General features: G+C 73.5%; 17 protein-coding genes, 1 pseudogene and 1 riboswitch. Of the genes and pseudogenes, 9 read left to right on the top strand and 9 right to left on the bottom strand.

Annotation, left to right across the window (positions count from 1 at the left end):
- Nucleotides 1-222, bottom strand: a pseudogene (locus tag Voc01_RS43745) (hypothetical protein); the annotation flags it as partial.
- Nucleotides 223-509: 287 nt separating this feature from the next.
- Between Voc01_RS43745 and Voc01_RS43750 the strand changes: the two are divergent.
- On the top strand, nucleotides 510-1,724 hold the full coding sequence (locus Voc01_RS43750; protein ID WP_203933657.1) for an EAL domain-containing protein: 1,215 nt from the start codon (nucleotides 510-512) through the stop codon (nucleotides 1,722-1,724).
- On the opposite strand, the gene Voc01_RS43755 is transcribed toward Voc01_RS43750, so the two are convergent.
- The 6 genes from Voc01_RS43755 to Voc01_RS43780 all read right to left on the bottom strand — a co-directional run bounded on the left by Voc01_RS43755 (nucleotide 1,721) and on the right by Voc01_RS43780 (nucleotide 10,049).
- Entirely contained in the window at nucleotides 1,721-2,686 is a 966-nt protein-coding gene (locus Voc01_RS43755; RefSeq protein ID WP_203933658.1) for an endonuclease/exonuclease/phosphatase family protein, read from the bottom strand. The two genes, Voc01_RS43750 and Voc01_RS43755, sit on opposite strands and share 4 nt — an antisense overlap.
- A gap of 5 nt (nucleotides 2,687-2,691) precedes the next feature.
- Entirely contained in the window at nucleotides 2,692-4,020 is a 1,329-nt protein-coding gene (locus Voc01_RS43760) for a purine-cytosine permease family protein (RefSeq protein WP_203933659.1), read from the bottom strand.
- A riboswitch (TPP riboswitch) is annotated at nucleotides 4,018-4,127 on the bottom strand. (Overlaps the previous gene by 3 nt.)
- A gap of 50 nt (nucleotides 4,128-4,177) precedes the next feature.
- Nucleotides 4,178-7,255 carry an IPT/TIG domain-containing protein gene (locus Voc01_RS43765; RefSeq protein ID WP_203933660.1) on the bottom strand — a complete coding sequence of 1,026 codons (3,078 nt, stop codon included), beginning with the start codon at nucleotides 7,253-7,255 and terminating at the stop codon, nucleotides 4,178-4,180.
- 48 nt (nucleotides 7,256-7,303) lie between these two features.
- The gene (locus tag Voc01_RS43770) at nucleotides 7,304-8,116 is read right to left on the bottom strand and encodes a class I SAM-dependent methyltransferase (protein WP_203933661.1); all 813 of its coding nucleotides are present in this window, start codon (nucleotides 8,114-8,116) and stop codon (nucleotides 7,304-7,306) included.
- A gap of 38 nt (nucleotides 8,117-8,154) precedes the next feature.
- Nucleotides 8,155-9,216, bottom strand: a complete 1,062-nt coding sequence (locus tag Voc01_RS43775; protein WP_203933662.1) for an amidohydrolase family protein — start codon at nucleotides 9,214-9,216, stop codon at nucleotides 8,155-8,157.
- Between the two features lie 11 nt (nucleotides 9,217-9,227).
- The gene (locus Voc01_RS43780; RefSeq protein ID WP_239160922.1) at nucleotides 9,228-10,049 is read right to left on the bottom strand and encodes a PaaX family transcriptional regulator; all 822 of its coding nucleotides are present in this window, start codon (nucleotides 10,047-10,049) and stop codon (nucleotides 9,228-9,230) included.
- A 117-nt stretch (nucleotides 10,050-10,166) separates the two neighbouring features.
- Here Voc01_RS43780 and Voc01_RS43785 point away from each other — a divergent pair, with 117 nt between their 5' ends.
- Genes Voc01_RS43785 through Voc01_RS43815 form a run of 7 tightly spaced genes read left to right on the top strand, consistent with a single transcriptional unit; the run spans nucleotide 10,167 to nucleotide 16,938 of the window.
- Entirely contained in the window at nucleotides 10,167-11,363 is a 1,197-nt protein-coding gene (locus tag Voc01_RS43785; protein ID WP_203933663.1) for an ABC transporter substrate-binding protein, read from the top strand.
- Nucleotides 11,364-11,367: 4 nt separating this feature from the next.
- Nucleotides 11,368-12,135 (top strand): ABC transporter ATP-binding protein, encoded by a 768-nt coding sequence (locus Voc01_RS43790; RefSeq protein WP_203933664.1) that lies wholly within the window; start codon nucleotides 11,368-11,370, stop codon nucleotides 12,133-12,135.
- Complete coding sequence (locus Voc01_RS43795) at nucleotides 12,132-12,806, top strand: ABC transporter ATP-binding protein (RefSeq protein ID WP_203933665.1); 675 nt, start codon at nucleotides 12,132-12,134, stop codon at nucleotides 12,804-12,806. Before Voc01_RS43790 ends, Voc01_RS43795 begins: the two co-directional genes overlap by 4 nt.
- Complete coding sequence (locus Voc01_RS43800; RefSeq protein WP_203933666.1) at nucleotides 12,803-13,663, top strand: branched-chain amino acid ABC transporter permease; 861 nt, start codon at nucleotides 12,803-12,805, stop codon at nucleotides 13,661-13,663. Before Voc01_RS43795 ends, Voc01_RS43800 begins: the two co-directional genes overlap by 4 nt.
- Nucleotides 13,660-14,613: a branched-chain amino acid ABC transporter permease gene (locus Voc01_RS43805; protein WP_203933667.1), complete on the top strand. Its 954-nt coding sequence runs from the start codon at nucleotides 13,660-13,662 to the stop codon at nucleotides 14,611-14,613. The genes Voc01_RS43800 and Voc01_RS43805 overlap by 4 nt, the downstream gene beginning before the upstream one ends.
- The gene (locus Voc01_RS43810; RefSeq protein ID WP_203933668.1) at nucleotides 14,610-15,488 is read left to right on the top strand and encodes an amidohydrolase family protein; all 879 of its coding nucleotides are present in this window, start codon (nucleotides 14,610-14,612) and stop codon (nucleotides 15,486-15,488) included. Before Voc01_RS43805 ends, Voc01_RS43810 begins: the two co-directional genes overlap by 4 nt.
- A complete protein-coding gene (locus Voc01_RS43815; protein ID WP_203933669.1) occupies nucleotides 15,481-16,938 on the top strand; it encodes an acyl-CoA synthetase in 1,458 nt (485 codons plus the stop codon). The genes Voc01_RS43810 and Voc01_RS43815 overlap by 8 nt, the downstream gene beginning before the upstream one ends.
- Nucleotides 16,939-16,983: 45 nt before the next feature.
- Here Voc01_RS43815 and Voc01_RS43820 read toward each other — a convergent pair whose 3' ends face one another.
- Nucleotides 16,984-17,745 carry a condensation domain-containing protein gene (locus Voc01_RS43820; RefSeq protein ID WP_203933670.1) on the bottom strand — a complete coding sequence of 254 codons (762 nt, stop codon included), beginning with the start codon at nucleotides 17,743-17,745 and terminating at the stop codon, nucleotides 16,984-16,986.
- 399 nt (nucleotides 17,746-18,144) lie between these two features.
- Here Voc01_RS43820 and Voc01_RS43825 point away from each other — a divergent pair, with 399 nt between their 5' ends.
- Nucleotides 18,145-21,345 carry an AfsR/SARP family transcriptional regulator gene (locus tag Voc01_RS43825; RefSeq protein ID WP_203933671.1) on the top strand — a complete coding sequence of 1,067 codons (3,201 nt, stop codon included), beginning with the start codon at nucleotides 18,145-18,147 and terminating at the stop codon, nucleotides 21,343-21,345.
- 58 nt (nucleotides 21,346-21,403) lie between these two features.
- On the opposite strand, the gene pip is transcribed toward Voc01_RS43825, so the two are convergent.
- Nucleotides 21,404-22,336: a prolyl aminopeptidase gene (pip, locus tag Voc01_RS43830; protein ID WP_203933672.1), complete on the bottom strand. Its 933-nt coding sequence runs from the start codon at nucleotides 22,334-22,336 to the stop codon at nucleotides 21,404-21,406.
- Nucleotides 22,337-22,371: the final 35 nt, after the last annotated feature.

Below are 22,371 nucleotides of genomic sequence, written 5' to 3' on the forward strand. Positions count from 1 at the left end.
GAGGACGTTGCAGGTGGGGACGAGCTTGGCGTCGACGGTGCAGTTCGTGCCCGGCTTCGCCGGCGCGACGGCCGGGATCGGAGCGGTCTTGCTGGCCGCGCCCTTGGTGGGCTCGGCGCCCGATCCGGCCATCGCCGCGGGGGCGGCGAGGGAGATACCGGCTGCGGCGGCCACGGCGACGGCGGCGAAACGGCGGAAGAACTTCTGGCGGGTGTGAGTCACGGGGGGCTCTCCTCGTCATGTTGCTGTCCGGGGCTGGACAACTACAAGAGTGCGGAGGCCGCGTTGTGCCGTCGGGTCGACGGGAGGTTGCCGTTACGGTGTCGGCCATCCGGGACACCGTCCACAATGGACATTGAGCAGGGATGTATATACAGGTATCCGCCGGGTGGATCGACCGGCCACCGGTACGGGTGCCGAACGGGTGCCGGCACACCGGCACCGCCCGACCCACCGGTCACCGCGCCGGGAAACGCTCAGCGAGCCGCCCGCGCGACCGATGAACCGGCGTGGGAAAGCCAAGGACGGAGATCGGCGAGCAGGTCGCCGAGCTGCTGGTCACCGCGAAGAGGTCGCTGGGACTCAGCGTCGCCTTCCTCAGCCGCCTCGATGGCACCACGCAGCACCTCGAGGTTGTCGAGTCCTCCGTGCCACTCCTGTTCCGCGAGGGGGTCATGCGGCCCCAGGCGACCTCGCTGTGCCAGGCGATCCTGGACGGGAAGCTGCCCAGCGTCATCCCGAACCTGCGCGACTTCCCCGAGGCGATGAAGCTGCCCGCCGCGAAGATGCCCCGGATCCGCAGTTTCGTGTCGGTACCGGTCAAGCTGAGCGACGGCACTCTCTACGGCACGTTCTGCGCGGCCGGTCTCACCTCCGACAAGGGTCTGACCCGGCGCGACCGCGCGCTCATGGAGGTGCTGGCCCGCGCCGCGTCCGTGGTCATCGAACCCGACGTGCGCGACAACGCCGAGCGTTCCGAGATCGAGGGCCGCCTGAGCGAGGTCGTCGCCGACGGCGGGCCTACCGTCGTGTTCCAGCCCATCGTGGACCTCGTGAGCGGCGTCCGGGTGGGCGCCGAGGCCCTGAGCCGGTTCCCGACCGACTGGGGCAAGGCACCCGACGTGTGCTTCGCCGAGGCGCACCGGGTCGGTCGCGGCCACCACCTCGAGGTGCTCGCGCTGCGCGGCGCGGCCGACGTGCTGTCACGCGTCGACGGGTACGTCGCCATGAACGTCTCCCCCGCGACCCTCCTCACCGACGACTGCCGGGCCCTGCTCGCGGACCTGCCGCTGGACCGCGTGCTGCTCGAGCTGTCCGAGCACGACCCGGTCGAGGACTACGACGAACTCCAGGCCGTGCTCGACCCGTTCCGCGGCGCGGGCCTGCGCCTGGCCATCGACGACGTCGGTGCCGGCTTCTCGTCGCTGCGCCACGTGGTGCTCACGGCCCCCGACGTCATCAAGCTCGACCGCAGCATCGTCGCGGGCGTCCACGGCGACGCGGTGCTCCGGACCCTCGTCGGCGCGCTCGTCACGTTCGCGCACGGCTGCGGCAGCAAGGTCGTCGCCGAGGGCATCGAGACCGCCGACGACGCCTCGGCGCTGAGCGCGATCGGTGTCGACTACGGCCAGGGCTGGCTTTACGGCCGGCCCGGCCTCCCCGAGAACCTCTCCCGCACCGAGGACACGACGTACCGGCCGCGGCACCGCGTCACCGTCGGCTAGCGAACGGGCACGACGAGCGCGGCGTACACCGACCGGTGGTCGGTTCCGGCGATCCGGTACGGCCGCGCGGCGGCGATCCCGATCCGGCGGTCGGCCAGCACGCGGTCGAGCGTCACCGGCAGGGTCAGCCGGCGCCCGTTCGACGGCCACCGCGACGGCCACGACGTGCGCAGCCCGGTGCCGGCGACCGCGGCCGCGTCGCGGTACCCGGTGTCGACGAGCCGGCGCAGGGCCGCGTGGTCGAGCGTGGCGTTGAAGTCACCGAGCAGCACCCGCGGCCGACCGTCCACTGTGGCCGGTGGCTGCGCGCGCAGGTCGTGGTACCAGTTCGCCATGCCGGGCGCGCCCCACGGGGCCGCCGGGTGCGCGGACTCGACGTCGACCGGTACCGCGCCGGGAACCTCGACCGTCGCCCGCGCCTGCACCGACCCACCACGCAGCCGCCGGTGCGACGGTGACGTGAGCGGGTACCGGCTGAGCACGGCCGAGCCGCTGACCCCCGGCAGCGGGAACGCCGCGGCGAACGGGAGCAGCCGGTACACGCCGGCGTCCCGCAGCGCGGCGTCGCCGTCGGGCGTGAGCTCCTGGAGGGCGAGCACGTCGACGTCCAGCCGGTCCACGAGGGAGGCCAGGGCCCGCCCGTCCGCGCGTCCGCCCATCAGGTTCACCGTCAGCACCCGCAGCGGCTGCCCGTCGGCCGTGCTGTGCCGGTCACGTGACGCGCGCGGAACGACCACCGCGCACAGCGACACCGCCGCGACCACCGCGACCGCACCCGCCACCCAGCGGCGCGCGACCAGCGCGAGCACCGCGACCGCGACGGACCCGGCGGCCACGTACGGGGTGAACGCCATCACCTGCACCCACGGCCAGCCCCGTTCCCAGCCGGGGACGCGCACCACCGTCCACACCAGACACGCGACGACCGGCAGCCACACCCACGGGGCGACCTTCGTCCACATGCGACTCAGCGGCCCCGGCGGAACGGCAGGGTCACCGCGACCGTCAGCAGCACCGCCACCGCGAGGCTCACCAGCGACGCCGACCAGCCGTTCGCCGGGTCGATGCCGAGGTCGGCCTGGCGCGTCGACCACCAGGACGTCCAGCCGGCGCCGGTGCCGGTGAAGAACGTCGGCAGGGTCAGCTGGTACGCGACGAAGCCGGCGACCCACGGCAGCAGCAGAAGCGGCCGCGCCGGCGCCCGCTCGGTGACGTTCCACGCCGGCCGCGGCAGCACGAAGTACACCACCACGAAGATGCCGACCAGCGGCACGAACACCGCGCCGATGAGGAACAGGAACGGCTCGTACGCGGCGATGTCGAAGGTGAGCGCGAGCACCGTCGCGGTGAGACCGACGAGACCGGCGAGCAGCCGCCGGTCGAGCCGGGCGGCGAAGTTCTGCGCCGACACGGCCGTCGAGTAGATGTTCGCGAACGCCTCGTCGACCTCCACGACCACGAGGACCAGCACGGCGACGATCCCCAACGGCACCGCCAGCAACGCGTCGATGACGTCGAGCCCGGCCGCGCCGTACGCGGCAAGCGCGAGCGCGCCCAGCGTGAACATCGCCACGGTGGCCACGCCGTAGCCGACGGCCGTGCCGGTGAAGGCCGAGCGCCCGTCGCGCGCGTGCCGCGTGTAGTCGGCCGCCAGCGGGAACCACGACACCGGCAGCGCGATCACGACGTCGACCGCGACCCAGAACGACGCCGCGCCACCCTCCTCGATCGGCGGCAACGGATGCCGGAGCACCTCGACGAACAGGTACACCACCGCCGCGAGCGCCGCCCAGACGGCGTACCGCGACAGGATCCGCGCCGCGGCGAGCGGGCGCAGGGCCATCAGCGTGGCCAGCACCCCGCCGGCGAGCACGAACGGCCACCGCGGCAGGTCGAGCACGCGGGAGGCCGCCTCGGCGATGACGACGATCTCGAACGTGGCCCAGCCGACGCACTGGACGAGGTTGAACACCGTCGGCAGGTAGGACATCCGCCCGCCGAGGAGGCCACGCAGCAGCACCATCGCCGGCGCGCCTTCGCGCGCGCCGGCCGCCGCGGCCAGTCCCAACAGGACCGAGCCGATGACCGCGCCGACGACGATGGCGGCGACGGTGACCACGAGCGGGCGCCCGGCCAGCACGACGTACGTGGCCGCGACCGGCAGGAGGAGGCTGACGCCGAGGTTGCCCCACAGGCCGAGGCAGGCGCGCAGCCCCAACGTGCGGGGCGGCGGTTCGGTGAGGAGGTTCGGCGCCTCCACGTGGACGGAGTGAGGTGCGTCGATGGGACCGCTCATGGGCCGTGTCAGCTCCCTACGCCGGCATTACCCGGACAGGTTCCTGCGGTCGACGGCGCCATAGCCGTCCTCTCAGCCCGATGCGTCGAGCTCCCGCGTCTGCGTATCGCGTCGCAGCGACCTTACGCCGTACGGACCCGCACCGCCAGAACGGGGGTCACCACATCGTCGCGTTCTCCCACGTGACCTCGGCCGCGCACGAGCCGTCGTCGGTCCGACGGACGAGGAACGTCAGCGTCGTCGCGGCGGCCGGCGCCGCGCCGTACACCTCCCGCCGACCCGCACCGGACCATCGGTTCCCGACATCGACGCCAGTGTGGCGCGACCGCGCCGGCAGCGGTGCCCACCGTCGACGCGCGAGCGCGGCACCGAGCAGCACCATCGACAGCCCGAGGCCGATGAGCGTCGGGGTGTCCGGTCCGGTCACCGGAAGGGCGACGGGGTCGCCGCCACCGGGGTCGCCGCCGTCGGTGGCGGCCACGGCCGGGGTGTAGGTGGCGGTCGCCGACTGGCCGTAGGCGTCGGTCACGCGGTAGGTCACCGGCGACGGCGTGCCCCGGAAGCGGGCCTCGGGGGTGAACGTGATGCCGCCGGTCGCCGGGTCGAGGGTGTAGGCGCCCTGGCCGGCGATCGTCACGGTGGTCGCGGGGTTGCCGCTCGCGTCGAGGAGGGTGACGTTGCCGCCCGGCGGAACCGTGACGGTGACGTGCTGCGGCGTGGTGTTGTCGCCGGTGCTGGTCTGTGGCGCGGCGGGCGGCGCGGCCGGCAGGGTGACGGTCGGGGTGTACGTGGCGACGGCGCTCTGCCCGTACGCGTCGGTGATCCGGTACTGCACGGGCGGCGCGACCCCGGTGTACCCGAGCACGGGCGTGAACGTGATGGTCGCGACCGTCGCCGCCTCGGTGTCGCGCGGGCGCATCCGCGCCAGAGCGTGCTCGGCGCGGCCGGGCCGTGCGAGTGCCCGCTCGGGCGTCTGCAGCGTGTAGGTGCCCTTCGCCGGCACGGTGACGGCGGTCGCCGCGTTGCCGTTCGCGTCGAGCAGGGTCGCGGTGGCGCCGTCGGGAACGGTGAACTGCACCGCCTGCGGGCTCGTGCCGATCCCGCTCGTCTGGTGCGGGGGCGCGGTCGGAGGCGGGGGCGGGGTCACCGTCGCGGTGTAGCTCGCGGCCGCGTCGTGGCCGTAGGCGTCGGTGACCCGGTACTGGGCCGCCGCCGTACCGGTGAACCCGATGCGCGGGGTGAACGTCAACGTGCCCGCGTCGACCGCGAAGGTCCCCTTGTCGGGAACGGCCCCGGATCCGACGAGCGCGAGCGTGCCCCCGGTCGGCACCGCCGGCGTGACCGTCTGCGTCGCGGTCCCCACCCCCGACGACGACAGCGGCGCCGCCGACGGACCCGGCGGCGCGGTGACGGTGGGCGTGAACGTGGCGTCGCCGGTCTGCCCGAACCGGTCGGTGACCCGGAAGCCGACCGGGGTCGCGGTTCCCGCGTAGCCGAGCACCGGGGTGAACGTGACGGTGTCGTCGGCCAGCGTGTACGTGCCCTGCCCGGGGACGGTCACCGGCCCGGCCGTCGGGTCGCCGTCGGCGTCGAGCAACGTGACGCCCCCGTCGGCCGGCAGCGGCACGGTCGCGGTCTGCGCGCCGGTGCCGACGCCGGTCGAGGTGAGGTCGGCCGGCGCGGGCGCGGCCCGGTAGGTGAAGGTCACGGGCGCCGACGTCCCGGTCAGCGTGGTGACGGTGAGGTCCTGCGCGCCGCTGCCCGGCGGGGTCCGGGCGGTGATCGTCGTGTCGTCGACCACCGTCACGTCGGTCGCGTCGGCGGAGCCGACCCGCACGGTCGTGGTGTCGGTGAGGTGGGTGCCGGTCACCGTGACCGTCGTGCCGCCGGCGGCCGGTCCCTCGTCGGGCGCGACGGCGGTGACCGTCGGCGGCGTACCGACCCCGGCCACGGTGATCTTGCCCGTGGCGGGCTGGCTGTCGCCGGTGCCGGTGGTGGCGTCGATCGTGGCCGACGCGACGTGCCCGACGACGCTCGCCGTGTACTGCCCCGGCGTGCCCGGCACGGCCACCTGGAAGGTCAGCTGGCGGCTCGCGCCGGCCGGCACGTCGAGTCCGGCGAGGAAGACCGCGGCGCCACCGCTGATCGCGGGGTCGGCGGTCGGCGCGCCGCCGAACGTGGCCGAGCCCGGCACGTACGTCGTGCCCGCCGGGAGGGTGGCGGTGACGTCGTCGAGGGTCACGGCGGCGCCGCCGGCGTTGGTGACCGTCGTGGTGAACGTGGCGGTGCCGCCGACCGGCGGCAGCGAGGTCGGGCTGCCCGACACGGTCAGCGACGTGTGGTTGACCACGGCCGGGATCGGCGGCAGCGTCGCGAAGTTGTTGGTGGTCGTGTGCTTGACCTGGGTTCCGCTGCTGATGTGGGTCATCGGGCTGACCGCCGTCGCCGACGCGGTGGTGCCGGCCACGGCGAACGTGAACGTGGCGGTGTAGTCGGTGGCCGACGAGTTGAGCCCCGGCAGGTACAGCGTGTCGGTGTGCGTGCCGGTGTTGCCGCCGCTCATCGTGATCGTCGACCCGGTCAGCCGGTACGCGTTCGCCGGCCAGCTCGCGTACGACGCGGGGGTCGCGGTGAACAGGCCGGCCGCGCCGATGGTCCCGGTGTTGCCGACCACCGTGACCGTCAGGCGGCCGCCGAGCTGCGGGCTGGAGCTGGCCGTCACCGACGTCACCTTGTTCGCCGACGCGGAGATGTCGGCCTGCGCCGTGAGGCTGAACGAGGCGGTGCACACCGCGTCGGGCGCGAGGTCCGGCCGGGTCCCGTACACCCGCACCGTGTGCGCCTCGGGCGTGGTCACCTCGGTGCCGGCGGTCAGGTAGAACGCGGCGTTCGCGCTGGCACCGGCCGCCAGGCGGCCGATGTGCGCCTGTCCGCTCTCACTGGACGCGCGTCCGATCGAGGGGCCGGCGAACGACCCGATCGTCACCCACACGTCGGCGTAGTCGGCGCCGCTGGTGTTCGTCACCCGGTACATGGCGTACGCGCTGTCCAGGGCGGGGCTGGATCCGGGCTCCAGGTAGAGCACGGGTCCGGAGGTCCGCGTCACGGTGGCGGTCGCCGCGCCGCACGCCGGTGCAGCGATCGCCGGGGCCGCCGTCATGACCAGCGGCGCCGCCCCCAGCGCGGCCACGGCGGCGGCCGGCCACGCGAGCCCGCGAGACAATCTCCTCAACACGGACGAATACTAAATAATCTGCCTCATCCGGACAGCCGGACGCGTAAATCAGCCGGCCACCGTGGCGACATGGACGCGGATGGCCGTGGTGATCGCGAGGTCGCCGTCGTCGGTGCGGGCCCCGCGGATCTCGGGAAACGCGTCGGCGGTGGCGGCGGGCAGGCCGTCGGGCGGGATCCGGCTCAGCAGCGCCCTCGCCCCGTGCGACCAGCACCAGGCGAGCCAGTGCTCCTCGTCGCGGAAGCGGCTCACCGTCGAGTGGTCGGTGTGGGTCACCCCGCCGAAGCCGGCGGCGGTGAGCGCGGCCGTCGTCGCCTCCGCCGAGGCGAACATGTCGTCGGGCTTCGGCGGCGGCCCGCCGCCGGGTGGAAGGTGCTGGGCGAGCGCGCGCATGGCGGCGGAGAAGTGCGGGTCCTGGGGACCGAACGTGCTCAGCGCCAGCCGCCCGCCGGGGCGCAGGACCCGCGCGTACGCGCGCAGCGCGGCGTGCGGGTCGGGCAGCAGGAACACGACCAGCCCGGCGGTGACGAGGTCGAACGAGCCGGCCGGGTACGCCGGCGCCTGCGCGTCGCCGACCTCGACGGTCACGTGGTCCAGGCCCAGCCGGGCGGCCTCGGCCCGGGTCAGGTCCACCATGGACGGTGCGCCGTCGGTCGCGGTCACGTGCCCGCCCGGTGCGACAGCCCGCGCGACCGGGAACAGGACCGCGCCCCGGCCGCAGCCGACGTCGAGCACCCGCTCCCCCGGCCGCGGGCCGGCCCGGCGCGCCAGCGCGGCGCCGAACGGGCCGAAGAAGTCCACGCCGACCCGGTCGTAGGTACCGGCCGCCTCGTCGAACGTGCCCACCACGTCGTCCGTCATACCGTCATCCTCGCAGTGGGCGGCCCACCGTGGGCGGGTCACAGGCGGAACAGGCGCTCCGCGGTGCCCTGGTAGAAGTCCTTCAGCGCCGCGGGGTCCAGCGGCAGCTTGTCGAGGTCGGTGACCTCCTGCGGCAGGTACTGGTACGGGTAGTCCATGGCGTACAGGACCCGGTCCGGGCCGAGCACCTCACGGCAGAACGTGATCGCCGGTGCCCAGGCCATGCCGCTCGTGGTGACCCACACGTTCTCGCGCATGTAGTCGCTGACCTTGCGCCGCAACGGCTTCAGGAAGGAGTACCGGCCGGCGCGCAGCGCGGCCTCGTGCATGAAGTCCAACCGGTACAGCCAGAACGGCAGCGCCTCGCCGAGGTGGCCGACGACCAGCCGCAGCCGCGGGAACCGGTCGAACACGCCGGCCCTGATGACCCGCAGGACGTGCATGCCCGTCTCCACCGCGAAGCCGTAGATCGCGCCGTCCAGACCGGACTCCAGCATCGGGCCGATCATCCCGGCCGGCGGCGTGGTCGGGTGCAGGTACACCGGCGTGTCCAGCGCCTCGGCGGCCTCGAAGATGGGCCAGAACTTCTGGTCGTCCAGGTACTCGCCGTGCGTGTGCGAGTTGACGATGACCCCACGCAGGCCGAGTTCCCGGTGGCCGCGCTCGATCTCGGCGGCGGCGTGCTCCGGGTCCTGCGGTGCGATCGCGGTCAGGCCGCTGAACCGGTCCGGATGGTTGCGGACCGCCTCGGCTAGCCGGTCGTTCGCGAGCGTCGCCATCGCGCGGGCGTCGCCGGCGTCGAGGATCTGGGTGCCGGGCGCGGTCAGCGAGATGATCTGCCGGTCGATGCCGGCATCGTCCATGTCGGACAGTCGCTGGTCGCCGAGGTCCTGCAACCGGTCGAGGACGAAGTCGGTGCGCGGGCTGCGGTGGTTGATGTAGAACCCGACCAGGCTCTCGAACCCCGGGTCGCCGTGCGTCCCCCGCTCCAGCAGCCGCCGCCAGAGCGCGACCAGCTCCGGCGGGGCGAACGCCTCCTCGGTGGCGATACGGAGGTACCGCCCGGCTCCGGCGTCGGTCTGTGCATCGATCTTCGTCACGAGCAGGCATCCTAGTCCGGGAGCGTGTCGAGCAGGGTCGCGGCCTCGGCGCCGGCCGGCGCCTCGAGCGCGCCGGCCAGCCGGTGGAACGTGGCCTGCGCGCGCACCGCGGGCCAGTCGTCGGGCAGGTGCTTCACCGGGAGACGGGGGTCGCGCCGGATCACCTGCAGCCAGTCGCCCACGACGAGGATCCGGGTGGTCAGCGGGTCGGTCACGGTCTCGGCGCGGGTCTCCCAGCGGCTCAGGAACGCGGCGTACCGGGCAGCGAGGCCGTCGAGGTCGTAGGCGTCGCCGATGAGCTGCCGCACGTCGGTCAGCTCGTCGGCCTGCGCGCGGAACACGCGCACATGGGCGTCCAGGCCCAGGTCGCTGACGATCGCCCGCACCTCCACGCGGCCCGGCGCGATCCACAGGCCGCCCTGCAGCGGGCCGAACCCGGCCCAGGCGAGCTCCGAGCGCAGCCCGTGCCGCTCGCGCTGCCACGCCTCGGGCAGCGAGAAGCACAGCAGCGTCCAGGTGCCGTCCCAGCCGTCGTTGACCGCGCCGGTCTGCCAGATGCGCCGCTGGCCGTCGCGCAGGACCTCGACCGCGCGCGGGGTGAGGCCGAAGTACATGCGGCGGCCCTCGCGGCGGCGGCGCAGCAGCCCGCGGTTGACCATGCGGGTCAGCGTCGAGCGGGTGGCGTGCTCGGAGACGCCCAGCCGGCCGAGCACCTCGATGGCGCTGCCGGAGAAGAGACTGCGGTCTCTGCCGAGGATATGGTCGCCGAAGAGGAGCAGGACCACCAGCTGCGGCCGCAGTGCCGACACCTCCGGCGCGGCGAGAGCTGTCACGGCCCTGAATTTAGGTGCGGCCACGATATTCGGCAACCTCTTGACGGCTGCAACATCCGCGCCTAACTATGGTGCGAGCCACACACCCGGTCACTCCCTTCGTACCGGAGGTCCCCCGTGCGCCGCCTCCTTCCCATAGCGCTGACGCTGACGCTGGCCGCCGCCGGCGCCGCGTGCGGCGGCTCCGACTCCGACAGTTCCGGCGACGGGGCGAAAGGCCCCATCAAGGTCGGCCTGATCCTGTCGCTCACCGGCAACTACTCCTCCCTCGGCACCGAGGACAAGAAGGCCATCGACCTGGCCGTCGAGGAGATCAACAATGCCGGCGGCATCGCCGGCCAGAAGATCGAGACCGTGCTCAAGGACGACAAGAGCGCGCCCGACCAGTCCGTTCTCGCCTTCAACGAGATGAAGGGTGACGTCGACGCGGTGATCGGTTCGCCGTTCTCCAACTCGGCGCTGGCGACGATCCCGCTGGTCGACCGCGAGGAGATCCCCTACATCTCGCTGACGCCCGCCGACGAGCAGGTCAACCCGGTGCACCCGTACGTGTTCGTGGTGCCCGCCACCTCGGCGACCTACGCCGAACGGATGCTGCAGTACTTCAAGGGCACGAACCAGACGAAGGTCGCCGTCGCCTACGACACCAAGAGCTCCTACGCCGTCGCGGGGTTCAAGGGCATGCAGGCCAAGGCCGGTGACTACGGCGTCACGCTGGTGGCACAGGAGGAGTTCCAGACCACCACCACCGAGTTCAGCGCGGTGTTCGCGAAGGTGCGCGCGTCCGGCGCGCAGGCCCTGACGGTGTGGGCCACCGGCCCGCCGGCGGTCGCGTTCACCAAGCAGTACGCCACCGCCGGCGCCGGCATCCCGCTGATGCTCACCGGTGCGCAGGCGAGCAAGCTGTTCCTCGACCCCGCCGGACCGGCCGCCGAGGGCATCAACGTGTCCAGCTCCATCGGCGTCGTCGGCCCGCACCTGCCCGACGGGCCGCAGAAGGAGGCCGTCACCAAGCTGCAGTCGGCGTTCCAGGCCAAGTACGGCTACCCGCCGCCGCAGTTCGCCCAGGACGGCTACAGCGGCGTCAAGCTGCTCGCCGCCGCGATCGAGAAGGCGAAGAGCGCCGACCGCGAGAAGGTGCGGGCCGCGCTGGAGAGCCTCGACCTCGTGACGCCGAACGGGCGCTACGTCTACTCCAAGACCGACCACAGTGGACTGAAGCCGGACTACATCTCGGTGAACACGGTCAAGGGCGGGCAGTTCGTGCCGACCGACTGGGCGAAGTCTGAACTCGCGAAGATCTCCGGCAAGTGAGCACGTGCTGACGCTCGCCGGCGTCTCCCGGTCCTTCGGCGGCGTCTACGCCGTGCGCGACGTCGACCTCGACGTCGCGCACGGCGAGCTGCGCGGCATCATCGGCCCGAACGGCGCCGGCAAGTCGACGCTGTTCAACGTGATCGGCGGCCAGCTCGCCGCCGACGCGGGCACGGTGACGTTCGACGGCACCCGCGTCGACCGGCTGCCGCCGCACCGGCGGGCCGCGCTCGGCATCGCCGTGGTGTTCCAGGGCGCGCGCATCTTCCGCGGCATGACCGCGTTGGAGAACGTCATGGTCGGCGCGCACGCCACCACCGACGCCGGCTTCCTCTCCGCGGTGCTGCGGCTGCCGCGCCACTTCCGGACCGAACGCACGATCCGCGACCGCGCGCGGGAGTGCCTCGACCGCGCCGGGCTCGCCGAATGGGCCGACCGGCCGGCCGAGGCGCTGCCGCTGGGCCAGCAGCGGGCGCTGCAGGTGGCCCGGGCCCTGTGCGGCGAGCCGAAGCTGCTGCTGCTCGACGAGCCCGCGTCGGGGCTGCGCGCCGCCGAACGCGAACGGCTCGCCGTCCTCATCGGACAGTTGCATGTGGACGGTCTGACCATGCTGCTGGTCGAGCACGACGTCGGGTTCGTGATGCGGCTCGTCGACAGGGTGACGGTCCTCGATCTCGGCAGGGTGATCGCCTCGGGCACCGCCGCCGAGGTCCGCGCGGACCCCGCGGTGGTCGCGGCGTACCTCGGGAAAGACCACGAGGTGACCACGTGAGCACCGTGGTCGACGTCGACGGCCTCGTCGTGCGGTACGGGGCCGCCACCGCGCTCGACGGGATCGACCTCTTCGTCGACGCCGGTGAGCTCGTCGCCCTCATCGGGCCGAACGGAGCGGGCAAGTCGACGCTGGTGAACACGCTCGCCGGCATCCTGGCGCCGGCGGCCGGCCGGTGCGAGGTCCGCGGCCGGCTCGCGGTGGTGCCCGAGGGCCGCGAAGTGTTCCCCGACCTGTCCGTCGACGACAACCTGCGGCTGGGCGGCTGGCGCAACGGCCGCGGCGGGCGCGACACGTCGGCGATCTACGACCTGCTCCCCGACCTCGTGCGCGTGCGCAGGCAGCGGGCCGGCTCGCTGTCGGGCGGGCAGCAGCAGATGGTCGCCGTCGGGCGGGCCCTGATGGCGCGCCCCGACGTGCTCGTCGTCGACGAGCTGTCGCTCGGGCTGGCGCCGCTGGTGGTCGCCGACCTCGTGCGGCACCTGCGCGAGCTGAACTCCGAGCGCGGCATCGCCGTGCTGCTCATCGAGCAGAACGCCCGCCTGGCCCTGGACCTGTGCACGCGGGCCTACGTGCTGGAGGCCGGCCGCGTCGTCCTCCACGGGCCGTCGGCGGAACTGGCCGGAAGCGAACAGGTAGCCGCCGCCTACCTCGGCGGGGCGGTCACGTGAACCAGTTCCTTGCCTATGTGCTCACGGGGCTCGGCATCGGGGCCGGGTACGCGCTCGTGGGCAGCGGCCTGGTGGCGATCTACCGGGTGACCCGGGTCGTCAACTTCGCACAGGGGGCGCTGGCCGTCGTCGCGGCCCTGACGGCGTCGAGCCTGCTCGCCGCGGGCGTGCCGCACGTGGTCGGCGAAGGGCTCGCGGTCGTCGTCGGTGCGGCCGTCGGGCTCCTCGTCGGGCTGGTCGCGATCGGCAGGCCGGGCACCACGCCGGCGGCGTCGCTGATCGTCACGTTGGGGCTGGGCGTGTTCGCGTACGCGGTCGAGGTGCTGATCTGGGGCGACCAGCCGCGCTCGTTCCCCGGTGTTCCCGGCGCGCTGTCCATCGGCGACGCCCGGGTGCCGTGGCAGTACCTCCTCGTCGTCGCGGTGACGGTCCCGGTGTTCGCGGCGATGGCGGTGTTCTTCGCCCGCACCGACGTGGGCAAGGCGCTCACCGCGTGCGCGTCGAACCCGCACGCCGCGCGGATCGTCGGTATCGACGTGCGGAAGATGGGACTGCTGGCGTTCGCCCTCGGCGGCGCGCTCGGCGGCCTCGCCGGCGTGCTTGTGACCCCGGCCCAGCAGGTGACGTTCGACAGCGACGTGGCGCTCATCGTCAACGGGTTCGCGGCGGCCATCCTCGGCGGGCTGACCCGCCCGGCGGTGACGCTCGCCGGTGGGCTGCTCCTCGGTGTCGCACAGACCCTCATCGCCGGCTGGGGCGGCGGCGCGTACCAGTTGGAGGTGGCGTTGGTGCTGATCCTGGCCGTGATGATCGTGCAGGCCGCCCGGCACGTGGGTCCGCAGGAAGAAACCGCATGAAGGCTCTGATCGTTGTCGTCGCCGCGCTCGTCGTGGCGCCGCTGCTGGTGCCGGAGAAGCACCTCGCGGTGTTCATCCTGCTGGTGCTCGCCGCGATCGTCGTCGCCGGGCTGTCGCTGCTCATGGGCTACGCCGGGCAGGTGTCGCTCGGACAGGCGTCGTTCTACGCGATGGGCGCCTACACCGCCGGCCTCCTGTCCACGAACGACGTCGCACCGGTCCTCGGGCTGCTCGCCGCACCCGTCGTCGCGGCCGTCGGCGCGACCATCATCGGCCTGCCGCTGCTGCGGCTGCGCGGGCACGCCCTGGCGTTCGCGACGCTCGCGACCCAGCTGATCCTGCTGTCGCTGCTGTCGAAGGGCGACTGGGCCGGCGGCGCCATCGGGCTGCAGGGCATCCCCCGGCTGTCCGTCGGCGGGTACGAGTTCCGCGAGGACATCGAGTACGCCTACCTCGCCGTCGCCGCGCTCGTGGTGACGCTCGTGGTGACCCGTCACCTGATCGACTCGCGGGCCGGGCGCGGGCTGCGGGCGCTGGCGACCAGCGAGACCGCGGCCGCGGCGAGCGGGGTGCCGGTGGGCCGGTACCGGCTCGCGGTGTTCGCCCTGTCGGCGGCGGTCGCCGGGCTCGCCGGCGGCATCTACGCCTACTACATCGGCTACCTCGGGCCGGCGTCGTTCCCGGTGCTGCTCTCGATCGAGTTCGTGGTGATGGCCGTCGTCGGCGGCATGGGGACCATCGTGGGGCCGGTCGTCGGCGCCACCGCGATCACGGTGCTGGTGCAGGTGCTCACCAACCTGGGCACCCGGCCCGGAATGCCGGAGTACGCGCCCAGCGTCATGTCCTACGCCGTCTACGCGTTGCTGCTCGTGCTCGTGGTGCTTTTCCTGCCGCGCGGTATCGTGCCGGCAATCGACCGGTTACGACCACGTGCGAAAGTAGCGCAATGATCGACCTCGATAGCATCGTCGCCATCGACATGCACACCCACGCGGAGATCTCCCGGGACGGGCACCGCTCGCTGCCACCGTCGCTCATGGACGGGTCGGCCGCCTACTTCCGGGTGGCCGGCGAGCGGACGCCGTCGATCGACGACCTGGCCGCGTACTACCGCGAGCGGCGGATGGCCGCGGTGGTGTTCACCGTCGACGCCGAGACGGCCACCGGCCACCCGCCGGTGCCCAGCGAGGAGGTGGCCGAGGAGTGCGCCCGGCACGCCGACGTGCTGATCCCGTTCGCCAGCGTCGACCCGCACAAGGGCGCGGAGGCGGTACGCGAGGCGCGCCGGCTCGCGAACACCCCCGGGGTGCGGGGCTTCAAGTTCCACCCCAGCCTGCAGGCCTTCCATCCGAACGACCGGGCCGCGTACCCGGTCTACGAGGTGCTCCAGGAGCACGGGATGGTCGCTCTGTTCCACAGTGGACAGACCGGCATCGGCGCCGGCCTGCCGGGCGGAGGCGGCATCCGGCTGCGCTACTCCAACCCGCTCGACCTCGACGACGTGGCGGCCGACTTCCCCGACCTGCCGATCGTCATCGCGCACCCGTCGTTCCCGTGGCAGGACGAGGCGCTCGCCGTCGCCCAGCACAAGCCGACCGTCCACATCGACCTGTCGGGCTGGTCGCCGAAGTACTTCCCGCCGCAGCTGGTGCGCTACGCCAACACGCTGCTCAAGGACAAGGTGCTGTTCGGCTCCGACTACCCGGTGCTCACGCCCGACCGGTGGCTGGCCGACTTCGACGCGCTCGACATCAAGCCGGAGGTGCGCCCGCGCATCCTCAAGGACAACGCCGCGCGGCTGCTGGGGCTGGTGAAGGATGCGTAACAAGGGTGTCGGGTCGTGGCCCGCGCGGCGGGCGCGGATGTCGCCGCACCGGGTCGCCGTCGTGCACGACGGCCGGGAGTGGACGTTCGCGGAGGTCGCCGACCGCGCGACGGGGATGGCGCACGTCCTCGCCGCGCACGGGGTGTCGAAGGGCGACCGCGTCGCCCACCTCGGCCCGAACCACCCGGCGTTCCTCGAGACGCTGTTCGCCACCGGCCTGCTGGGCGCGGTGTTCGTGCCGCTGAACACCCGGCTCGCCGCCCCGGAACTGGACTACATCCTGCGTGACAGTGGCGCCGCTGTGCTGGTCCACGCGCCGTTGCCCGTCGTGGACGATCTGCGGGACGCGCCCACGCGCCTCGCGCTCGACGGCCTGGACCTGCCGTCGGCGGCGGAGCCGTTCGACGTCGAGGTGGCCGACGACGACGTCTGCATGATCATGTACACGTCGGGCACCACGGGACGCCCGAAGGGCGCGATGCTCACGCACGCCAACATCGCGTGGAACTCGTTCAACCTGCTGCTCGACATCGACCTGACGAGCGCCGAGGTGACGCTCGTGAACGCGCCGATGTTCCACGTCGCGGCGCTGAACATGACCGTGCTGCCCACGTTCCTCAAGGGTGGCCGGTCGGTGCTCATGGGCGCGTTCGACGCCGATCTCAGCCTGGAACTCATCGAACGGTACGGCGTCACGTACACGTTCGGCGTGCCGGCGCAGTACCAGATGCTCGCGCGGTCACCGAAGTGGGACGGTGCCGACCTGTCGTCGCTGCGGTCGGTGTCGTGCGGCGGGGCGCCGGTTCCGGCGGCGCTGATCGAGACCTACCAGCGGCGCGGCCTGACGTTCCTGCAGGGCTACGGGTTGTCGGAGGCCGCGCCCGGCGTGACGTACCTGCGGGCCGACGACAGCACGCGCAAGGCCGGGTCGGCCGGCACGTCGGTGTTCTTCGGCGACGTGCGGGTGGTGCGGCCCGACGGATCCACTGTGGACACCGGCGAGCCCGGCGAGATCCTGGCCGAGGGGCCCAACGTGATGGCCGGCTACTGGGGCCTGCCCGACGCGACGGCGGAGGTCCTGTCCGACGGGTGGCTGCGCACCGGCGACGTCGCCGTGCTCGACGACGAGGGCTTCGCCTACATCCGCGACCGCGTCAAGGACCTCATCATCTCGGGCGGCGAGAACATCTATCCGGCCGAGGTGGAGGACGCCCTGTACGCGCACCCGGCGGTGGCCGAGTGCGCGGTTGTGGGAATTCCGGACGACCGGTGGGGTGAGGTCGGACGGGCGTTTGTCGTTCTCGCCGACGGCGCGAGCGCCGAGCCGCGTGAACTCCTCGACTTCCTCGACGGGCGGATCGCGCGCTACAAGGTGCCGAAGTCTGTGGTGTTCCTGGAGTCGTTGCCGCGCACCGGATCGGGCAAGGTCCTCAAGAAACGGCTGCGCTGAATCTCGTGTTTCGTGAGCGAGCGCTTGCGCGAGCGAACCGGCAACTCAGTGCCTCGCGAACGCATCGGTGAGCGGAGCGAGCCGATCGCGTGAGCAGGACGGCGACCCTTGCGGGCCGCCGTCCTGTCCCGATCCCGGAGTCGTGCCTGCCGGACGGGGCGCCTCCCCGCGCTGATCCATCCGGCCGACCCGGGTCGTCGGTAGGTTCGCGGCTCCCCCCGCGAACCGGTGCCGGTCGCACGGCACGCGGTGCTCGTAGTCGGGGAACCGCAGCCGCACGTGCGGCGTGGTCGCGCCCTCCGGCGTGGTCGCCGTGCGGTACGCGTCGAACAGGTCGTCGAGCAGCGCGCCGGTGGACGTGCCGTCGCAGAGCACGTGGTGCATGCCGAGGCCCAGCATGCGGTCACGGTCGCCCAGGCGCAGGAGGACCGCCCGCAGGAACGGCGGCCGGGCCAGGTTGAACGGCCGTTCCAGCACGGTGGCCATCACCGCGCGGGCGCGGTCGAGCCGCTGCGCGGGATCGACCCCGCGCAGGTCGATGAGGTCCAGCGGAGCGCCGACCGGCTCGACCTGCTGCCGCCGCTTGCGGTTGACCATCACCGTGGTCAGCCGCAGCGCGTCGTGCCGTTCGATGACCTCGCCGAGCGCCGCCGCCACCGCGATCGGGTTCACGTCGCCGACCAGCCGGAACGTGAAACCGTGCACGGACGCGACACTGTCGTGGCTGGAACGCTCCATGGTCCAGACCAGGTCCCGGACCGGAATGACGGGCGGCGTCCAGTACTGCGGAAGGACGCGGTGATCCACGGGTGGGTGTTCCAGAGACAGCTGATCCAGTGGCATGGGTCGTAACCTCCGGCGGCGGGAGCGCTCCCATGGGAGCGCTCCCAAGAGATTCTGCCCGTGTTACAGGGACGTGTCAACAACGGCTCGTCGGTAGGCACGGTCGTAGGCGAGTCGTTATCAAGCCGGACTGTCCACAGTGGACGACCGCTTAGCGGACCGGCGCGCCGATGTCAATGTCCGCCGGTACTGACAAGCGAGAGGATCCGGAGGACGGCGTCCCCCAGGCTGGGCCCGGGGAGAAGGGGGACGCGCATGACCAGGGATCCGGGTGGCGGGGGCAACTACGGCGAATGACAGGCACGGACGGCGATAGGGTGTGCGGTCAGTGCACCGCGGTCGCCGGAGGGAGCCCGACATCCGTTGGATGGTCCAGCTCTCCGGTTGCGCATCCTGGGCCCGCTGGAGGTCCGGGTCGGTGACCGCGTGCTCGACCTCGGCGGACCGCGCCGGCAACGGCTGCTGGCGATGCTCGCCGCGCGGGCCGGGCAGCCAGTCGGTTACGAGCAGCTGGCCGAGGCCATCTGGGACGTCGACGCGCCGCCGACCGCCCGTCGCCAGGCCCAGAACGCGGTGTCGCAGGTGCGGTCGCTGCTGCACCGGGCACAGACCGGGATCGTGGTCGCCACGGTGCCGGCCGGCTACCGCCTCGACGTCGACCCGTGGCAGCTCGACGCGTCGCGCTTCCGGCTGCTGGTCGCCGCGGCCGAGCGGCGGGGGTCGGCCGAGGCCGCCATCGACGACCTCGGTGCGGCGTTGGACTTGTGGCGCGGGCCGGCGCTCGCCGGTCTGGACAGCGGGGTCCTGCGCCGCGAGGCCGTCGCCCTCGAGGAGGCGCGGCTCGCGGCCGCCGAACGGTGGGCCGGGCTGGCCCTGCCGGCCGGCCGGCACGACGGGGTCGTCGCCGCCGGCCGGCCCGACGGGGCCGGACGCCTCGACGCGGTCGTCGCCACGCTGACCGACCTCGCCCTGCAGCATCCGCTGCGCGAACGCGTCGCGCTCCTGCTGATGGCCGCGCTGCACCGCGCCGGCCGCTGGGTCGACGCCGTCGACGCGTACCGGCGGTTCGCGTCCGACCTCGACCGCGAGGTCGGCGTCGCGCCCGGTCCCGACATCCGCCGCCTCCGCGACACGATCCTGCGCGACGGCGTCCGCGCCACCGCGACACCCGCCGGGCCGCCGGCGCCCGCCGGTGTCCCGGTTCCGGCGCAGGTGCCGGCGCCGCCGTCGGTGTTCGAGGGACGCGCGGACGACCTGAGCCGGCTCGACGCCGCCGGCCTGCCCACCGTCGACGGGCCGCCGCGCGTCGTGGTGGTCGAAGGGCCGGCCGGGGTGGGCAAGTCCGCGCTCGCGGCGCGGTGGGCCCACGACGTCCGGGCGGCGTTCCCCGACGGGCAGCTGTTCATCGACCTGCGCGGCTTCTCCCCCGGCCCGGGACCGTCGACCCGCGAGGTGCTGGCCGGCTTCGCGCAGGCCCTCGGTGTGCCGACGGCGCGCGTCCCCACCGCGTCGGCCGCGCTGCAGGGGCTGTACCGGTCGCTGCTCGCCGACCGGCGCGTCCTCGTGGTCCTCGACAATGCGGCGACCGTCGACCAGGTGATGCCGTTGCTGCCGGGCGCGTCGGCGTCGACGGTCCTGGTGACGAGCCGCCGGCGGCTCCCGCTGGTGGCGCTGGGCGTCGACGCCCACCCCGTGGTGCTGTCGGGCCTCGACCGGCCGGCCGCGGTGGCGCTGCTGCGGTCGCTCGTCGGAGCCGGGACCGCCATCGACGCGGCGGCCGACCTCTGCGCCGGTCTCCCGCTCGCGTTGCGGATCTGCGCGGCGAACGCGGCGGCCGGCGACCCGGACGCGGTGCTGGCCGGGCTGCGCGGGTCGCGGCTCGACGCGCTGGCGCTGACCGAGCACCAGCTCGCGGTCCGCTCGGCGCTGCACCCGTCGTACCGCGCGCTGCCGCCGGCGGCGGCGCGGTTGTTCCGGCTGCTCGGCACCGCGCCGGGCACGGACCTGTCGTCGGAGGCGGCCGCGGCCCTGCTCGACGCCGACCCGGCCACGACCCGCGCGGCGGTGACCGCGCTCGCCGACTCGTACCTCCTCGACCGCCGGCCCGCCCATGACCGCCGGGCCGGCGGCGACCGCCGGGCCGGTGAGCGCCTGCAGATGCACGACCTCGTGCGCCTGTACGCGGCCGAGCGCTGTGCGGCCGAGGACCCGCCCGACGAGGTGTCCGCGGCGATGGGACGGCTGCGCGCGTTCTACCGGGCCAGCGTCTTCACCGCGGCCCAGGTCGCGTGGCCGAGCGCCCAGCCGGCACCACCCGCCGGCGGTCGGGGCCTGACGTTCGCGTCGTCGGCCGACGCGCTGGCGTGGCTGGACCGCGAACGCGCCACCATCGTGGCGACCGTGCGGCACGCGGCCACCCGGGACGACCCCGCCGCCGTCGACTGGGCCGCCGACACCGCCGCGACGTTGATGCCGTACCTGTGGGCGCACCGCCACACGTCCGACTGGCTCGACATCGGCGAGGCGGCCGCGGCCGGGGCGGAGCGGGTGGGCGGCCTGCCCACGCTGGCCAGGATGACCAACTTCGTCGGCGTGGCGCACTGGTCGGTGAACGGCTACGAGGCGGCCATCGACCACATGACCCGCGCGTTCGACCTCAACACCCGGCTCGGCCGGACCCGCGGGGCCGCGGCCAACATCAGCAACCTGGCCGCCATCTACCGGGCGACCGGCCGGCTCGACGCGGCCCTCGACAACGGGCTGCGGGCCGCCGCTCTCTACGAGTCCATCGACGACCCGCTGGGGTGGGCGAACACGCTGCTCACCGTCGGCATGGTCCACCGTGACGCGGGCCGGCTCACCGAGGCGCTGGACCTCGACCGGCGCCTGCTCGACTCGTACCGCGCGCAGGGACACGGCGACGGCGAGGCCTCGGCGCTGTTGGAGCTGAACCGGGTGCTCGCGAGCCTCGGCCGCCGGCCGGAGGCGCTCGCGGCCGCCGACGCCGTGCTGCACCTGCCGCCCGATGTGCTGTCGCGCATCAACCGGTCGAGCGCCCTCGCCGCGGTCGTCCGGTCGGCCCGGCCGCCGCTCGACACGCACCTGCGTCTGCTGTCGGCGCTCCTCGACGACGCGCCGGAGGTCGGCGACGGGCACGTCGAGTGCGAGGTCGCGGTGGCGGCCGGCGTGGTCGCCGCCCGGCTCGGCCGGCACCGCGAGGCGGTCGGGTACTTCGGTCGGGCCCGGGACCGGGCGGTCGAGATCGGCGACGTGTCGTGGCAGGTCGAGGCGGTGCGCGGGGCCGCGGAGAGCGGTCACCGGCTGGGTCCGCACCCCGACCACCTGCGGCGGCTGGGCGAGGCGCTGGCGCTGGCCCGTCGCCACGGGTTGCGGATCTGCGCGGCCGAGTGCCTGGCCACGCGGGCGGTGCTCGCGTCGGACCTCGGCGACGCGGCCACCGCGCGGTCCGCCGCCCGCGCCGCGCTGGACCTGCGTGACGACACGGGGATGGCCTTCACCGACCGCGCGCTCGACGGTCTGCTCGAACGCCTCGCGGCCCGGTGAGCCCGCCCGGTGAGCCCGCCCGGTGAGCCCGCCCGGTGAGCCCGCCCGGTGAGCCGCGCTACCGGTCGGCGAACCGGGCCAGCGCCTCGCGCATCGCCTCCCGCATCGCGACGCTGCCGGTGTGGCCGGCGTCATCCACGACCACGAGGTCGGCGTCGGGCCAGGCCTTCGTCAGCTGCCACGCCGTGTCCAGCGGGGAGCTCAGGTCGAGCCGGCCGTGGATCAGCACGCCCGGGATGCCGGCGAGCTTGTGCGCCTCGCGGAGCAGGATCCCGTCGTCGAGCCACATGCCGTTCGAGAAGTAGTGGGCGCAGGTGCGCACCATCGCGACGAGGTCGTCCGGCGGCTGGTCGCTGTAGCTGTCGGGCTTGCCGTTGGTCTCGTGGCCGATGACGGAGTCCTCCCACGCCGTCCAGGCGGCGGCGGCCCGGGTGCGCACGTCGGCGTCGGGATCGTCCAGGAGGCGCGCGTACCCGGCGAGAATGGCGCGCAGGTCGGTGCGGTCGGCGGGCGGCACGCCGTCCCGAAAGATCTCCCACTGCCGCGGCAGGAACCGGCCGACGCCCTGGTACAGCCACTCGATCTCGGCCCACCGCGACGTCGTCACCCCCACGATCACGATCTCCGACACGCGGTGCGGGTACCGCTCGGCGTAGGCCAGGATCAGCGTCGACCCCCACGAGCCGCCGAACAGCAGCCACCGTTCGATGCCGAGGTGCTCGCGCAGCCGTTCCATGTCGGCGATCAGGTGCCCGGTGGTGTTGGGACCCATGTCGGTGGCCGGGTCGGCGGCGTGCGGCCGGCTGCGCCCGCAGCCGCGCTGGTCGAAGGAGACCACGCGGTACCGGTCGAGGTCGAAGAAGCGGTCGGCGCCCGGCCACGGGCTGCCGGGACCGCCGTGCACCACCAGCGCGGGCCTGCCCTCCGGGTGCCCGCTGACCTCCCAGTGGACGAGGTTGCCGTCGCCGACGTCGAGCATGCCTTCGTTCATGAGGCCCCGCCTTCCCCGCAGAATGTGTAAGCACT

It is taken from the genome of Virgisporangium ochraceum (genome assembly GCF_016863655.1).
Taxonomy (GTDB): domain Bacteria; phylum Actinomycetota; class Actinomycetes; order Mycobacteriales; family Micromonosporaceae; genus Virgisporangium; species Virgisporangium ochraceum.